This is a genomic window from Cupriavidus sp. 2TAF22, from assembly GCF_052115045.1.
Taxonomy (GTDB): domain Bacteria; phylum Pseudomonadota; class Gammaproteobacteria; order Burkholderiales; family Burkholderiaceae; genus Cupriavidus.
On record NZ_JBFRFX010000006.1, the window covers coordinates 210574 to 225280 of the forward strand.

14 protein-coding genes are annotated in these 14707 nt (G+C 66.7%); 5 read left to right on the forward strand and 9 right to left on the reverse strand.

Annotated elements, in window-relative coordinates:
• Positions 1-77: 77 nt before the first annotated feature.
• From gshB to AB4Z48_RS10040, 5 genes are all read right to left on the reverse strand, one after another.
• Positions 78-1031 (reverse strand): glutathione synthase, encoded by a 954-nt coding sequence (gshB, locus tag AB4Z48_RS10020; protein ID WP_441613767.1) that lies wholly within the window; start codon positions 1029-1031, stop codon positions 78-80.
• Between the two features lie 75 nt (positions 1032-1106).
• Positions 1107-2402 carry a glutamate--cysteine ligase gene (gene gshA, locus AB4Z48_RS10025; RefSeq protein ID WP_441613768.1) on the reverse strand — a complete coding sequence of 432 codons (1296 nt, stop codon included), beginning with the start codon at positions 2400-2402 and terminating at the stop codon, positions 1107-1109.
• A gap of 541 nt (positions 2403-2943) precedes the next feature.
• Entirely contained in the window at positions 2944-4479 is a 1536-nt protein-coding gene (locus AB4Z48_RS10030; RefSeq protein ID WP_441613769.1) for an ammonium transporter, read from the reverse strand.
• A 30-nt stretch (positions 4480-4509) separates the two neighbouring features.
• Positions 4510-4848 (reverse strand): P-II family nitrogen regulator, encoded by a 339-nt coding sequence (locus tag AB4Z48_RS10035; RefSeq protein ID WP_006159494.1) that lies wholly within the window; start codon positions 4846-4848, stop codon positions 4510-4512.
• 64 nt (positions 4849-4912) lie between these two features.
• Positions 4913-5713, reverse strand: a complete 801-nt coding sequence (locus AB4Z48_RS10040) for a TorF family putative porin (protein WP_441613770.1) — start codon at positions 5711-5713, stop codon at positions 4913-4915.
• A 373-nt stretch (positions 5714-6086) separates the two neighbouring features.
• Here AB4Z48_RS10040 and AB4Z48_RS10045 point away from each other — a divergent pair, with 373 nt between their 5' ends.
• Positions 6087-6350 (forward strand): accessory factor UbiK family protein, encoded by a 264-nt coding sequence (locus AB4Z48_RS10045; RefSeq protein WP_441613771.1) that lies wholly within the window; start codon positions 6087-6089, stop codon positions 6348-6350.
• Positions 6351-6479: 129 nt separating this feature from the next.
• Positions 6480-8024 carry a YifB family Mg chelatase-like AAA ATPase gene (locus AB4Z48_RS10050; RefSeq protein ID WP_441613772.1) on the forward strand — a complete coding sequence of 515 codons (1545 nt, stop codon included), beginning with the start codon at positions 6480-6482 and terminating at the stop codon, positions 8022-8024.
• A 113-nt stretch (positions 8025-8137) separates the two neighbouring features.
• On the opposite strand, the gene AB4Z48_RS10055 is transcribed toward AB4Z48_RS10050, so the two are convergent.
• The 4 genes from AB4Z48_RS10055 to AB4Z48_RS10070 form a co-directional block, all read right to left on the reverse strand.
• The gene (locus AB4Z48_RS10055) at positions 8138-8956 is read right to left on the reverse strand and encodes a hypothetical protein (protein WP_441613773.1); all 819 of its coding nucleotides are present in this window, start codon (positions 8954-8956) and stop codon (positions 8138-8140) included.
• Positions 8957-9340: 384 nt separating this feature from the next.
• A complete protein-coding gene (locus AB4Z48_RS10060) occupies positions 9341-9508 on the reverse strand; it encodes a hypothetical protein (protein ID WP_441613774.1) in 168 nt (55 codons plus the stop codon).
• A gap of 139 nt (positions 9509-9647) precedes the next feature.
• On the reverse strand, positions 9648-10304 hold the full coding sequence (locus AB4Z48_RS10065; protein WP_441613775.1) for a LysE family transporter: 657 nt from the start codon (positions 10302-10304) through the stop codon (positions 9648-9650).
• A gap of 106 nt (positions 10305-10410) precedes the next feature.
• Positions 10411-11007, reverse strand: coding sequence for a hypothetical protein (locus AB4Z48_RS10070; RefSeq protein WP_441613776.1), 597 nt, complete (start codon positions 11005-11007; stop codon positions 10411-10413).
• Positions 11008-11248: 241 nt separating this feature from the next.
• Here AB4Z48_RS10070 and AB4Z48_RS10075 point away from each other — a divergent pair, with 241 nt between their 5' ends.
• From AB4Z48_RS10075 to AB4Z48_RS10085, 3 genes are all read left to right on the forward strand, one after another.
• On the forward strand, positions 11249-11698 hold the full coding sequence (locus tag AB4Z48_RS10075; RefSeq protein WP_441613777.1) for a thioredoxin fold domain-containing protein: 450 nt from the start codon (positions 11249-11251) through the stop codon (positions 11696-11698).
• Positions 11699-11832: 134 nt separating this feature from the next.
• Positions 11833-12372 carry a TlpA disulfide reductase family protein gene (locus tag AB4Z48_RS10080; RefSeq protein ID WP_441613778.1) on the forward strand — a complete coding sequence of 180 codons (540 nt, stop codon included), beginning with the start codon at positions 11833-11835 and terminating at the stop codon, positions 12370-12372.
• Positions 12373-12538: 166 nt separating this feature from the next.
• Entirely contained in the window at positions 12539-14695 is a 2157-nt protein-coding gene (locus AB4Z48_RS10085) for an ATP-dependent helicase (RefSeq protein WP_441613779.1), read from the forward strand.
• Positions 14696-14707 lie beyond the last annotated feature (12 nt).

The window sequence follows — 14707 nt, forward strand, 5'->3', positions numbered from 1 at the left end:
GGTGAATCCGTTGGATTGACGCGATTGTAGCAGGCACTCCAGCCGGCGAAGTCAGCCGCGGCTGACTTCGCACCGGCTTAGCCCGCGCGGGCCTGTACCGCCTGCTCCAGCGCGTCGATGAACATGGCGGCCACCTGGAAGCCGGTCTGCTGCGTGATTTCCTGGAAACAGGTCGGACTCGTCACATTGACTTCGGTGAGGTAGTCGCCGATCGCGTCCAGCCCGACCAGCAGCAGGCCGCGCTCCCACAGGCCCGGCGCCAGCGCCTCGGCGATCTCGCGGTCCCGCTGCGAAAGCGGCTGCGCCCGCCCCGTGCCGCCCGCGGCCAGGTTGCCGCGCACTTCGCCATCCTTGGGGATGCGCGCCAGCGAGTACGGCACCGGCTTGCCGCCGATCAGCAGGATGCGCTTGTCGCCGTCCTTGATCTCGGGGATATAGCGTTGCGCCATCAGCGTGCGCGCGCCGTTCTCGCCCAGCGTCTCGATGATGGAACCGAGGTTGAGGCCATCCGCGCCGACCCGGAAGATCCCCATGCCGCCCATGCCGTCGAGCGGCTTGAGGATGACGTCGCGGTGCTCGGCGTGGAACTCGCGGATGCGGTCGGCATCGCGCGTGACCAGAGTAGGCGTGGTGAACTGGGGATACTTCGCGATCGCCAGCTTCTCGGAAAAGTCGCGCACCGCCTGCGGCTTGTTGAACACATTGGCGCCATGCGACTCGGCCAGCTCCAGCAGCCAGGTGCTGGTCACGTATTCCATGTCGAACGGCGGGTCCTTGCGCATCAGGACGGCGTCGAAGCCCGTCAGCGGATGCAGGGCGGGCTCGCCGGCGCGATACCAGTCATGCGCATCGCCGGTCAGTTGCAGCGGACGCACCACGGCCTCGACCCGGTGCGCCGACAGCGAGAGCTGCGACTGCAGGCAGGCAAACAGCTCGTGGCCGCGCTCGGCCGCCTCCACCATCATGGCGTAGGTGGAGTCCTTGTAGGTCTTGAAGGTGTCCAGCGGGTCGGTAATAAACAGAATGCGCATGTTGGCTCGTCCCGGATCGCAGGGGCCGCGCACTGCGCGCGGCACGTCAAGGCGCTGCCACACGGCAGCGCCGCCTCACAGAATCGGATTGGGGTCGGTCTTCTCGAGTTCCAGCGAGGCAGCCAGCAAGGCCAGCCGCGCCACCACGCCGTACATATAGAACCGGTTCGGCACCGCCGCGCCAGGCTTGGCATGACTGTCCGGAATGCCGTTCGGCGCAAACGCCAGCGGCACGAAGTGCATGCCCGGCGCATTCAGGTTCTCGTCGTTGCCGCGGCCGGTATGGACGCGGTAGAAGCCGCCGACCACATAGCGGTCGATCATGTACACCACCGGCTCGGCCACCGCCTCGTTGACCTTCTCGAAGGTGTGCACGCCTTCCTGGATGATGACGTCGTTGACCTCGAGGCCTTCCTTGACGACGCTCATCTTGTTGCGTTCCTTGCGGTTCAGCCCCTTGACCTCGGCCGGATCGCGCACGGTCATGATACCCATGCCATAGGTGCCGGCATCGGCCTTGACGACCACATAAGGCGTTTCCTTGATGCCGTACTCGCGATATTTCTTGGCGATCTTCTTGAGCACCGCCTCGACCGAGTCGGCCAGCGCGTCCTCGCCCACGCGCTCGTGGAAATCGATGCCCGAGCACTTGGCGAAATACGGATTGACCATCCAGGGATCGATGTCGATCAGCTTGGCGAACTTCTTGGCCACCTCGTCGTAGGCGGCGAAGTGGCTGGTCTTGCGCCGCGTCGACCAGCCCGCATGCAGCGGCGGCAGCAGGTACTGCTCGTTGATGTTCTCCAGGATCGGCGGGATGCCGGCCGAGAGATCGTTATTGAGCAGGATCGAACAGGGATCGAAATCCTTCAGCCCCAGGCGGCGCCCGCGCGCACCCAGCCGCGCCAGCGGCTCGACCACCAGCGTCTGGCCGTCGGGCAGATCGATCGGGGTGGGTTCGGTGATGTCCTCGGACAGCGAGCCCAGCCGGACATTGAGTCCGGCCTGGCGCATGATCAGCGACAGGCGCGCCACGTTCTGCAGATAGAACATGTTGCGCGTGTGACGCTCGGGGATCAGCAGCAGGTTCTTGGCATCCGGACAGATCTTCTCGATCGCGGCCATGGCCGCCTGCACCGCCAGCGGCAGCATTTCAGGCGCCAGGTTGTTGAAACCGCCCGGGAACAGGTTGGTGTCGACCGGCGCGAGCTTGAAGCCGGCATTGCGCAGGTCGACCGAGCAGTAGAACGGAGGCGTATGTTCCTGCCATTCCAGCCTGAACCAGCGCTCGATGGACGGCGTCGCGTCCAGGATCTTTTTTTCCAGCTCGAGCAGCGGACCGTTCAGCGCGGTGATGAGATGCGGGACCATATACATCCTATTGATCGTCTTTATCGTTCGCCCAGATTGTAGAGGAACGGCCAATTGGCTGCTGGCGCTACCAGAATAAGCATATGCGAGCGCCGGCTAGAGGAAGAAGGATATGGGGATGCCGGCGTGGATTAAAAGGGGCGCCTGGCAGGCGCCCCGGCGACATGCGCAAATCGGCGCCCGGGCCAGGCGCGGCGGCCGGCGAGGCAAAAAAAAAGCGCGACAGTGTCGCGCTTTCAAATGGCCTGACAGATACGGGGAGCGTTCTGCAGGTGGAGGAAACTGCCTCACTCGCACTGTATGTGCGCTGCCCTCCTAAAACAATTGAAGCTTTTTAAGATCGGATTTAAGCACCTGGCGAAAAGTCCATGCCGGCAGTGTGCCCAAGGCGCCGCGGCGCGCCGGTGCCGAACGATGCAGGCTATTTCGTCGCAGATGCCATCACGATACCGGCATCACAACGAAAAAAGCCCGGCACAAGGCCGGGCGAAACTCCTGAGAGAAGATTCCCAATCAGCTCTCCAGCACAACTCCTCTGCGATCAGGCTTCATACGCGGTCTCGCCGTGCGAGGTGATGTCCAGACCCTCGCGCTCTTCTTCTTCCGGCACCCGCAGGCCGATCAGCATATCCACCAGCTTGTAGGCGACGAAGGCCACCACGCCGGACCACACGATGGTGGTCAGCACGCCTTCGAACTGGATCCAAACCTGGCCGGCGATCGAGTAATCGTCGGCCACCTTGTTGGCCACGTAGTCATAGATGCCCGTGCCGCCCAGGCTCGGGGATGCGAACACACCGGTCAGCAGCGCGCCCAGGATGCCGCCCACGCCATGCACGCCGAACACGTCCAGCGAGTCATCCATGCCCAGCAGCTTCTTCAGGCCGGTCACGCCCCACAGGCACAGCAGGCCAGCGGCGATACCGATCACGATCGAACCCATCGGGCCGACGAAGCCGGCCGCCGGGGTGATCGCCACCAGGCCGGCCACGGCACCCGAGGCACCGCCCAGCATCGACGGCTTGCCCTTGCTGATCCACTCGCCGAAGGTCCAGGACAGCACTGCCGCGCAGGTCGCCAGCAGCGTGTTGACGAAGGCCAGCGCGGCCGAGCCGTTGGCTTCCAGCGCCGAGCCGGCGTTGAAGCCGAACCAGCCGAACCACAGCAGCGAAGCGCCCACCATGGTGAAGGTCAGGCTGTGCGGACGGAGCGCCTCGCGGCCGAAGCCGATACGCTTGCCGAACATGAAGGCACCCACCAGGCCGGCCACGGCCGCATTGATGTGCACCACGGTACCGCCGGCGAAGTCGAGCGCGCCCTTCTGGAACAGCCAGCCGGACTTTGCGGTGGCAGCCGTCGCGGCTGCCGCGTCGGTGAAGCCGTCCGGGCCGGGCCAGAACCAGACCATGTGGGCCATCGGGATGTACGAGAAGGTGAACCACAGCACCACGAACACCAGCACGGCCGAGAACTTGGCGCGCTCGGCGAAGGCACCGATGATCAGCCCGCAGGTGATTGCCGCGAAGGCGCACTGGAAGGCGAAGTAGGCCAGCTCCGGCACCACCACGCCCTTGCTGAAGGTCGCTGCCACGGCGTCTACGTTCAGGCCCTTCATGAAGAGCCGGTCGGTGCCGCCGAAGAACGCGTTGCCCTCGGTGAAGGCGAAGCTATAGCCGTAGATGGCCCATAGCAACGACACCAGAGAGAAGATCACCAGGCACTGCATCAGCACCGACAGCATGTTCTTCGAGCGGACCAGGCCGCCGTAGAACAGGGCCAGGCCGGGCAGCGTCATCAGGATGACGAAGGCGGTCGATACCAGCAGCCAGGCGGTGTCGCCCTTGTTCGGCACGGGTGCCGGGGCGGCGGCGGGAGCCGCTGCCTCTGCCGCGGGAGCAGCCGCTGCAGGCGCCGCGGCGGCCGGAGCCGCTGCCGGGGCCGCGGCGGCAGCCGGAGCCGAGGCTTCCGCGGCGGGCTTGTCCTGCGCCACGGCGTGGGTGGCCACGCCGATGCCGGCCGTGCCCAGGGCCAGCGCCAGGGCGCCGGTGCTCAGGATGCGCTTGATCCAGGATTTCATGTGATTAACCTCTTGTCGTTGGGCTGTGCGTCACAGCGCATCGCCGCCGGTCTCGCCGGTGCGGATGCGGATGACCTGCTCGATCGGAGCAACAAAGATCTTGCCGTCGCCGATCTTGCCAGTGCGCGCCGATTTTTCGATCGCCTCGATGGCCCGGTCGACCACGTCGTCCGGGACGGCCACTTCGATCTTCACCTTGGGCAGGAAGTCCACGATGTACTCCGCGCCCCGGTACAGCTCGGTATGGCCCTTCTGGCGGCCGAAGCCCTTGACTTCGGTCACGGTGATGCCGGACACCCCGACGTCCGAGAGCGCTTCGCGCACCTCGTCGAGCTTGAACGGCTTGATGACAGCGATGATCAGTTTCATCCGATTTCTCCTCTGAGCGGGTCGGCCCGGTATCCGCCCGGCGCCCGCTCTACCTCATGCTGGTTTAGAAAGTCTTGGTGATCGAAGCCCAGGCCGTGGCGCGGCCGACATAGCGACCGGACGTATTCGTATAGACCGAGTTGTGCGCGTTGGTGTCGATATAGGCGACCGCCAGCGCGAAGCCCTTGCCCAGGTCCTTGGTCAGGCCGATCTTCCAGTCCGTGTACGAGGCGCTGTTGATGTGCTTCACGTTCTGGTAGCCGACGTGCGCGTTCACCGTCAGGTCCCAGAAGTTCAGCGGCACGTTGGCCGTCAGGTCCACGTAGTAGCTGTACTTGCTGTCGGCAAAGCCGAACAGGTTGGTCAGCGACTGCGAATACTTCAGGAACACCGGGCCGTAGCCCGCGCCGACGTACAGTTCCGTGGTGTACGGGCGCGTGAAGCCGGCCGGGTAGTCGCCCGGGTAGTAGTACTGCAGCACGCCGGCGTCGTAGTTCCATTCCAGCCCGGCGATCGTGACGGTGTTCTTGAAACCGCCGTAGAAGTCCATCTCGATCGGCGCCGAGACCTGCGAGTTGCTGTCGCTGAGCCAGCTGATGTTCGAGTTCCAGTTACCGATGTAGAAGCCACTCGAATGCGAGTAGTCGAAGCCACCCTGGATGGCGGGGCGGTGATTGGTCTGCATCAGGCCGCGATAGCGATATTCGGTAGCCAGGGTCACATTGGCCGTGAACGTATGCGGCGAGGCCTCGGCCGCGGCGGCAGGAGCCGCCGCGGCGTCGGATGCGCTCTGGGCAAAAGCTGCGGAGCTGAGGCCGCAAAGCACAACTGCACTGGCACTGACTGCAAGGGCCAACTTCTTCATGGATTTCTTCTCCTTTTCCTCTGGCTCGGTACTCGTGTGTTTGGATTCGATAGTGAAACAAGGCTCCCGGATTCATTACTGCAACTGCCGTGCCAGGTCTGCCGCCATGCAGGAACCGTATTTTTGTGAAGAAAGGACCTCTCCCCTGCGTCATTGGAAAGCCAGCTGAGCGGCGGCGGCACGTTAAAAGGTGTTACCAGGCCTCGCCGGCGCTTTCCCGGCGGCGCATGAAGCGCGATAATCGGCCCAAGCCGGCGGCAGGTGCCGTGCACGCACCGCGTTTGCCCGCGTTCCGGCCGGGTGCACCGTGATGCAGCACGCGAAATCCGCCCACCCATCATCCGCACCAAGGCGGTGCAAAAGGAGAATCACCATGAAACCGACCGACCTGTTCAACGATTTCCAGGCCAAGGTCAGCGAAGCCTTGCGCAACTCGCCCGCCAAGGACATCGAGAAAAACGTGCGCAGCATGATGACCCAGGGCTTCTCCAAGCTGGACCTGGTCACGCGCGAGGAATTCGACGTGCAGTCGCAGGTGCTGGCCCGTACCCGCGCGCGCCTGGAAGAACTGGAAGCCCGCGTGCTCGAGCTGGAGCGTCGCGCCGCCGGCGGCTCCGACAAGCCGGCTGCCGGCTGAAGCGCTTGGCGCGCCGCGCATCCGCCCCGGGTCGCCGATGACGCCGGGCAAGCGTCTTGTTCGCCATCATGGCCGCCGCACTCCGGCGGCCATTTTCGTTAACACTTCCTTGAAGTTTGCGGAGCAACGATGAGCCTCGCCCTGCTGCGCAGCCGGGCGCTGACCGGACTCGAGGCGCCACTGGTGTCGGTCGAGGTTCACCTCGCCAACGGCCTGCCTGCCTGCAGCATCGTCGGCCTGGCCGACACCGAGGTCCGTGAAAGCCGCGAGCGGGTCCGCGCGGCCATCATCAACAGCCGCTTCGAATTCCCGAACCGGCGCATCACCGTCAACCTGGCCCCGGCCGACCTGCCGAAGGAATCCGGACGCTTCGACCTGCCCATCGCCCTGGGCATCCTGGCCGCGAGCGGCCAGATCCCGCTGGACGGGCTGGATGCCAGCGAGTTCGCCGGCGAGTTGTCGCTGTCCGGCGATCTGCGCCCGGTGCGCGGCGCACTGGCCATGGCGATGAGCCTGCAGCGCGACAATGCGCTGCGGCAGGCCAGCGATGCCGGGCCGCCGCGCACCTTCGTGGTGGCAGCCGAGAACGGGCCGGAATCTGCCCTGATCGACGGGGTCACCGTCTATGCGGCGCGCTCCCTGCTGGAAGTCTGCGCTCACCTTGGCCCGCTCCCCGAGGGCCGGCTGCCGCGCGCCGAACCGCTGCTGGCTGTCGGCGGCGCCGAGCCCGCCCGCCCCGACATGCGCGACGTCCGCGGCCAGGCGCAGGCGCGCCGCGCCATGGAGATCGCCGCCGCCGGACAGCATTCGGCGCTCCTGATCGGGCCGCCGGGCACCGGCAAATCCATGCTGGCGCAGCGCTTTCCCGGCCTGCTGCCGCCCATGACACTGGAAGAAGCGCTGGAATCCGCCGCGGTGCAAAGCCTCACCGCCGCCGGCTTCCACCCCGCCCGCTGGCGCGAGCGGCCCTACCGCGCGCCGCACCACACCGCCTCGGCGGCGGCGCTGGTCGGCGGCGGCGGTAATCCCCGCCCCGGTGAAATCTCGCTCGCCCATCACGGCGTGCTGTTCCTGGACGAGCTCCCCGAATTCGACCGCAAGGTGCTCGAAGTCCTGCGCGAGCCGCTGGAGTCAGGGCGCGTCACCATCTCGCGCGCCGCCCGCCAGTCCGATTTCCCGGCCCGCTTCCAGTTTGTCGCGGCCATGAACCCCTGCCCCTGCGGCTACCTCGGCCATCCGTCCCGGCCTTGCCGCTGCACGCCCGACCAGGTGCTGCGCTACCAGTCCCGGCTCTCCGGCCCGCTGCTCGACCGCATCGACCTGCAGATCGAAGTGCCCGCCCAGGACCAGCAGGAAATGCTCGACGGCCCGCCCGGCGAGCCCAGCGCCGAGGTGCGCGAGCGCGTACTGGCGGCGCGCGCCCGCCAGCAGGCGCGCCAAGGCAAACCCAACGCCGCCCTGGCCGGCCGCGAAATCGACGAGCATTGCCCGCTCGCGCCCGAAGCGCAGGCGATGCTGCGCGGCGCCATGACCAAGCTGGCCTGGTCGGCGCGTGCGTATTTCCGGGTCTTGAAGATCGCCCGCACGTTGGCGGACCTGGAAGGCGCCGAGCTATTGCAGCCCGGCCATGTGGGCGAGGCGATCCAGTACCGGCGTGCTTTGCGCACGCCGTGATTGCATCGTGAAAGACTGGGAACTGGCACGGGAGAGAGGTACTCGCGCGGTCGGCGCGAGCTTACGATATTCGCCGCTTGATTTTCATTTACACGAAGGCCGGCAAACGCCTTCTAGGCTGCACACGGAAACACTGCGATCCCGTGAAAAATGGCGCCGTTCTCCAGTCTCACCCGATATGGCATGGCGACATGAATGCCACCGTCGGCCGCCGATCCCAGCATGATTTTGGCGCCGATGCCACCCGAATCGAAATCCTCGTGGCTCTGCACTGCATCACTGCGCGTGAAAATCGACTTCCCCTTGAGCCCTCCCTTTTTACCACCCGCCATTGCCACCAGTTGGAAATCGACGGTTGCAACAGAATTGAGGATCGAGAAGCTTGCCTTTCCACCGACCGTGCCGGCCTGCTGATTGCTATCGATATTGGTGCCGTTAACAAAAGTTATCGTGGTGACACGTGGCGCGCCGCACCGATAGGTCCAATTGCCAGGCATCGCCCTTAATGGCTTGATGAGCAGGTAATGCCATGACCACCGAGGGCTCCCATCAAGAATCTCCGTGCTTCCTTGCGGGGTAGTCAGCGTACCGGCCGACCATCGGCCTAATGCGAAATCCGCGTTCCCCGAAACATCGCCCAACTGCATCGACGCACCCGATAATCTAAAGTTAGCCAGGGAAGTCAATGCGCCGCTGTCCACCTGTCGATAAGTAGTCAACGGAGCCAACGTAAATCCGGAGGGACCGATGAGCGAGAAAATAGCCGGATTGTCATTTCGGAAAAGCGCCGACACGCCGCCCAAAATGCCGTTCGGCAATTCCGACTCGGACGATCCGGGTTTATCGGTGCGCCTTTCCCATCCGTCGCAGGCGCTCATGCCACTCGCCGCCATCAAAAGCAATGAGCAGAGAAATAAATCCCTTGGTTCCATGAAGTTGTGCGCTTGGTTCAGGGCTCTCAATGATTGCGAGGTTGAGACCCACCACAGCGGAGAACAATCGTTCCTAAACAGTGGCTTACCTGCGTGCGCAAGCCCATCAGAAACCGCTCAAAGTTGCATGAGAAATTTCCGCATGCATGGGGCGTAAACGTGTGGTGTGTCGACGTGCGAGGAGAAAGATATGCAGTCAGCAGGCAGCAGTAGGCTGCTGGAAGCAGGGAGTACGCTACAGAAAGACGAGCGCCGCAAAACCGGGTCGCGCCGGCGGCCACGCAGAACCGCTATTGGGATCTCGGACCGACCCCTGTCTGCTGGCACGCCGGACGCTGTCATCCGAACTTCACGGCATTTCCCGGTCCGGCGCGCGATGTACCTTCACCCGCGCGGCGGCACCGCGACGGGCGGCTCCGCGGGCGGCGGATCCTCTTCGGGCGGCAGCGGCAGGTCGGGAGGGACGCCCGGCGGCGCGGGCTCATCGGCCGGCGGCACGGTATGGGCGGGATGGCGGCGCGGCTGGGCCTGCACGGCGTGAGAATGGGGCATGGCTGGTCTCCGCGTCGGACGATTCACCTCACCTATTTAAGCAAACGCCCCCGCCAGAAGCCAGCGGCATGCTGAAAGCCGGCCCGCGGCACCCGGCCGCCGGAGGGCACGCCACTTCGGCCGCTTCGGTCATCAGGCATCAGGCCGGATGCCGCCTGACGAAGAACAGCGCCGCGCCTACGGCCACCAGCACGCTGCCGAACACGCGGTTCTGCCAGCGCATCGCCCGCGCGTTGCGGAACAGGCCGCGCATGCGCGAGGCGAGCAGCGCGTAGCCGTGCATCACCACCAGGTCCACGCCGCACATGGTCGCGGCGAGGATCGCGAGCTGGGGCGCCAGCGGGTGATTGGGATCGATGAACTGCGGCAGCACCGCGACCATGAAGATGATCCCCTTGGGGTTGGTGACATTGGTCAGCAGGCCGGTGGCAAAGCGGCGGCGCGGGCTCAGGGCGGCCACGCGCGGCGCGCCGGCTTCGTCGCCCTGGTCCGCGGCGGCCGGGCCGTCTTCCACGCGCGCGCGCCACTGCTGCACGCCCAGGTAGACCAGATATAGCGCGCCGACCGTCTTGACCACGACAAAGGCGTGTTCGGAGGCAAGCAGCAGCGCGCCCAGCCCGCCGCCCGCCACCAGCAGGATGATCACCAGCCCGGTCTGCAGGCCGAAGATGGTGGTGGTGGTCTTGCGCAGCCCGTAGGACAGGCCATGGCTCATCGACAGCACGGCCCCCGAACCCGGCGACACGGCAATCACCCAACAAGCTGCGAAATAGGCCAGCCAGACTTCCAGACGCATGACATCACTCCTTGAATAGAATCCAGAATCGCGCCCGCACGGGCGCTTGCAAACGTTATCTCATCGGCCCCGCGCGCGGCATGGGGCACAACCGGCCCGGCGCAGCTCAAAACGGATGGAAGCTGGTGAGGAACTGATCGACCTGCTCGGCCTGGCGCTGGTCGCGCGCCGCGTCGCCCGCTTCCAGCACCACCGCCTGGTAGACATGCACGCCCGAGGCCACCAGCCTTGCCGTCAGCCTGCGCGCCGACTTGTCCTGCGGCGACACTGCCGCCACCTGCACCTCCACGCCCTCCAGCGCCACCGCCGGCGTGGCGGCGGACATCACCGTCACCTGGCGGGTCTTGACCGCATCGGCCGGATGCGGCCCGAGATTGCCGAGCAGCCCGGCCTGCATCGATGCCAGCGCAGCCTGCCGCATGGCGGCATCGTCAGCCGGCAAGGTCACCACGCCCACGGCGAACAGGGTCTCGTCGACCCGCGCCGCCTCCATCGTCATCGGCAGCTTGCGCCCGGCAATCGACACCTCGCGCGCGGCGCCGCTCGGCTTGCCCGGATAGAGCGCGGCATAGGCCCCGTCGTTGGACTGGATGGTGCGCCAGTCATAGCGCGGCGAGCAGGCAGCCAGCGCACAGATGGCCGCGATCGCAACAAGCCCGGCGAGCGAGGGCGACGAAAAACGGGAAAACCAGGCGTGTGGCATCGCGGCAGTCGGGGGGGCTGAAAGCCTGGCAGCGGTCCTGCGAACCCTGCCCGGGAATGTGCGGTCCCGCACCCCAAGGCATGCCGGCACGGCGCCTCGGGTTCGGGCAGAAGCCGCTATTATCGGGGAACCCGCGCGCCAGCGCGCATTCATTGCCCAACCCATGCCACGCTCTTTGCAAACCTTGCCACCGGCGCCGCCATCGCCAAGGACGCGTGCGCGGCTGGCCGCGCGCGCCGCGATGCTGGGCGCAGTCCTGCTTGCCATCGGCACCGCGGCGATGGCCGCCTCCACGCACCTGCCGCCTGCCACGGACCTCGCCGCCCAGGCCGCGGCGGCCGCCAGCAGGGGCGAGCCGCTGGTCGTGCTGGTCACCCTGCCCGACTGCGTCTACTGCGAGACCGTGCGCCGCAACTATCTCGGCCCGCAAGCCGCCAGCGGCGAGATCGTCGCGCGGGAAATCGACATGACCTCGAATGCGCCCCTGCGCAACGCGGACGGCACCATGACCACCGCGCGCGAATGGGCACGCAGCCGCAATGTGGCGGTGGCGCCTACGGTGCTCTTCCTCGATGCACGCGGCCGCTCGCTGGCCACGCCGCTGCGCGGCCTGCAGCCTGACTTCTACGGCGCCTACCTGGAACAGGCGCTGGACCAGGCCCGCTCTGCCCTGGCAGCGACGCCGCGGTGAGCCGCGGTCCGGGCCGGGCCGCGCGGATTCCTGCGGCCAATCGCCGCACCCTTGACGGCGCCGGAATTGCCTCCGGCAGCGCATCGGCGGCGGCAGTAGAATGAGAGCTTGTCCCTGACCTGTCGGCACGCATCATGACGACCTCGGCTTCCCCCTCGCCTTCCTCCCAGCGCAAGCTCTGGCCCGTCATCGCGGGCGTGCTGCTGGCCGCCGTGCTCGGCTGGTTCGGCTATCGCGCCATCGCGCCGGCCAACGCGGCGCCGCCTGCCACCTTCACCCTGCTGTCCGGTGAAAAGGTGAGTACCGCCGATCTCAAGGGCAAGGTCTACCTGGTCAACTTCTGGGCCACCAGCTGCGTCACCTGCGTCAAGGAGATGCCGGAAATGGTCCGCACCTACGACAAGTTCAAGGACAAGGGCCTGGAGTTCGTGGCCGTGGCGATGAGCTACGACCCGCCGATGTACGTGATGAACTATGCGCAGACCCGCAAGCTGCCGTTCAAGGTGGCGATGGACTCCGATGGCGCGGCGGCCAAGGCGTTCGGCGAAGTGCAGCTGACGCCGACCACCTTCGTGATCGACAAGGACGGCCATATCCTCAAGCGCTACGTGGGCGAGCCCGAGTGGGACGCGCTGCACAAGCTGCTCGACGGCGCCCTGGCCAAGGCCGCCTGACCGGGACCGCCCGGCCAGCGCCAGAGCCCGAGCCACCTTTTCCGCAAGCCTTTCCAGCCACATACCCGATGGCAAGGCCAGGCACGCAACGCCCCGGCTTGCACGCCTGGCCTGTATAGATATACAGTTACCGGCAGCTTTCCCCCGCCCATGCACGGCAGCGCACATGCGCGCCCGCATTCCTGAGGCCCCTGCCGTGTTACTCGATTCTTCCCCTGCCTTGCTGGATTCCGCGCCCGGCGACGCACTTTCCGCCGTGCCGCCTGCCCAGGCCACGCCCGCCTATCTCGCCAGCCTGAACCCCGAGCAGTGCGCCGCCGTGACGCACGAGGCGGCCGCGCCGCTGCTGGTCATCGCCGGCGCCGGGTCGGGCAAGACCAATACCCTGGCGCACCGCGTGGCGCACCTGGTGCTGGGCGGCGCCGATCCGCGCCGCATCCTGCTGCTGACGTTCTCGCGGCGCGCCGCCGCCGAGATGGGGCGGCGCGTCGAGCGCATCGTCGACCAGGCGCTCGGCAACCGGGCATCCGGCGCGGGGCGCGCCGCGCTGCACTGGTCCGGCACCTTCCACGCCATCGGCGCGCGCCTGCTGCGCGAGTACGCCGAGACGCTCGGCCTGTCGCCCAGCTTCACCATCAGCGACCGCGGCGACGCCGCCGACCTGATGAACATGGTACGGCACGATCTCGGCCTGTCGGCGCAGGCCTCGCGCTTCCCACGCAAGGAGACCTGCCTGGCGATCTACTCGCGCGCGGTCAATACGCAGGCCCCGCTCGACGACGTGCTCAAGCAATGGTTTCCGCGCTACGCCATGTGGGCGGATGCATTGCGCGGCCTGTTCGCCGGCTACGTGGAGGCCAAGCAGAAGCAGCACGTGCTGGACTACGACGACCTGCTGCTCTACTGGGCCCAGGCGCTGGGCGAACCGGCGCTGGCGCAGGACATGGGCGCGCGCTTCGATCACGTGCTGGTCGACGAATACCAGGACACCAACGCGCTGCAGGCCACCATCCTGCTGGCGCTCAAGCCCGACGGCCGCGGCCTCACCGTGGTGGGCGACGATGCCCAGTCCATCTACGCCTTCCGCGGCGCCACGGTGCGCAATATCCTCGACTTCCCCACGCAGTTCTCGCCGGCGGCGGACATGGTCACGCTGTCGCAGAACTACCGCTCCACGCAGCCCATCCTGGCTGCCGCCAACGCGGTGATCGGCCTGGCGGCCGAGCGCTTCACCAAGGACCTGTGGTCAGACCGCGGCTCGGCCGAAAAGCCGGACATCGTGGTGGTCAACGACGAGGCCGACCAGGCCCGCTACGTCGCCGAGCAGATCCTGGCGCGGCGCGAAGCCGGGCTGGCGCTGATCGCGCAGGCCGTGCTGTTCCGCGCCGCCGACCACAGCGTGCAGCTGGAGATCGAGCTGGTCCGCCGCAATATTCCCTTCGTGAAATTCGGCGGCCTGAAATTCCTGGAATCGACCCATGTCAAGGATGTGCTGGCGGTGGTGCGCTGGATGGAGAATCCGCGCGACCGCATGGCGGGTTTCCGCGTCCTGCAGCTGATGCCGGGCGTGGGCCCCAAGACCGCCGCGCGCGTGCTCGACGCCATCGATGTCGCAACCGGGCCGCTGTTCGCGCTCGAATCGTTCGAGGCGCCCCCGGCGGCGGCCGAGGCCTGGCCGCAGTTCGTCGCGCTGGCGCGCAGCCTGATGGCGCCGGCCGCGCCGTGGCCATCGGCCTTCGAGCAGGTGGTGGCCTGGTACCAGCCGCACCTGGAGCGCATGCACGACGACGCCCACGCGCGCGCCGCCGACCTGCAGCAGCTCGAACGCATCGCCGCCACCTACGCCTCGCGCGAGCGTTTCCTGACCGAACTCACGCTCGACCCGCCCGACGCCTCCAGCGACGAATCCGGCGTGCCGCTGCGCGACGAGGACTACCTGATCCTCTCCACCATCCACTCGGCCAAGGGCCAGGAATGGAAGGCCGTCTATGTGCTCAACGCCGTGGACGGCTGCCTGCCGTCGGACCTGGCCACCGGCACCACCGAGGAGATCGAGGAAGAACGCCGCCTGCTCTACGTGGCGATGACGCGCGCGCGCGACCACCTCGACATCGTGGTGCCGCAGCGCTTCTATGTGCACCAGCAGCCCGGCTACGGCGACCGCCACGTCTATGCCTCGCGCACGCGCTTCCTGCCCAACCGCGTGATGCCGCTGTTCCACAGCCGGGCGTGGCCACCGCCGCCGCCCGTGCCGGACGCGCCGGCCAAGGCGCCGCTGCCGAAGCTGGACCTCGGCAGCAAGATGCGCGATATGTGGCGCTGAGTCGCTGAGTCG

Bases quoted from the DNA above. Each gene is read 5' to 3' on its own strand.
- gshB (WP_441613767.1), bottom strand. From the start codon at position 1,031: ATGCGCATTCTGTTTATTACCGACCCGCTGGACACCTTCAAGACCTAC.
- gshA (WP_441613768.1), bottom strand. From the start codon at position 2,402: ATGGTCCCGCATCTCATCACCGCGCTGAACGGTCCGCTGCTCGAGCTG.
- AB4Z48_RS10030 (WP_441613769.1), bottom strand. From the start codon at position 4,479: ATGAAATCCTGGATCAAGCGCATCCTGAGCACCGGCGCCCTGGCGCTG.
- AB4Z48_RS10035 (WP_006159494.1), bottom strand. From the start codon at position 4,848: ATGAAACTGATCATCGCTGTCATCAAGCCGTTCAAGCTCGACGAGGTG.
- AB4Z48_RS10040 (WP_441613770.1), bottom strand. From the start codon at position 5,713: ATGAAGAAGTTGGCCCTTGCAGTCAGTGCCAGTGCAGTTGTGCTTTGC.
- AB4Z48_RS10045 (WP_441613771.1), top strand. From the start codon at position 6,087: ATGAAACCGACCGACCTGTTCAACGATTTCCAGGCCAAGGTCAGCGAA.
- AB4Z48_RS10050 (WP_441613772.1), top strand. From the start codon at position 6,480: ATGAGCCTCGCCCTGCTGCGCAGCCGGGCGCTGACCGGACTCGAGGCG.
- AB4Z48_RS10055 (WP_441613773.1), bottom strand. From the start codon at position 8,956: ATGGAACCAAGGGATTTATTTCTCTGCTCATTGCTTTTGATGGCGGCG.
- AB4Z48_RS10060 (WP_441613774.1), bottom strand. From the start codon at position 9,508: ATGCCCCATTCTCACGCCGTGCAGGCCCAGCCGCGCCGCCATCCCGCC.
- AB4Z48_RS10065 (WP_441613775.1), bottom strand. From the start codon at position 10,304: ATGCGTCTGGAAGTCTGGCTGGCCTATTTCGCAGCTTGTTGGGTGATT.
- AB4Z48_RS10070 (WP_441613776.1), bottom strand. From the start codon at position 11,007: ATGCCACACGCCTGGTTTTCCCGTTTTTCGTCGCCCTCGCTCGCCGGG.
- AB4Z48_RS10075 (WP_441613777.1), top strand. From the start codon at position 11,249: ATGCTGGGCGCAGTCCTGCTTGCCATCGGCACCGCGGCGATGGCCGCC.
- AB4Z48_RS10080 (WP_441613778.1), top strand. From the start codon at position 11,833: ATGACGACCTCGGCTTCCCCCTCGCCTTCCTCCCAGCGCAAGCTCTGG.
- AB4Z48_RS10085 (WP_441613779.1), top strand. From the start codon at position 12,539: ATGCGCGCCCGCATTCCTGAGGCCCCTGCCGTGTTACTCGATTCTTCC.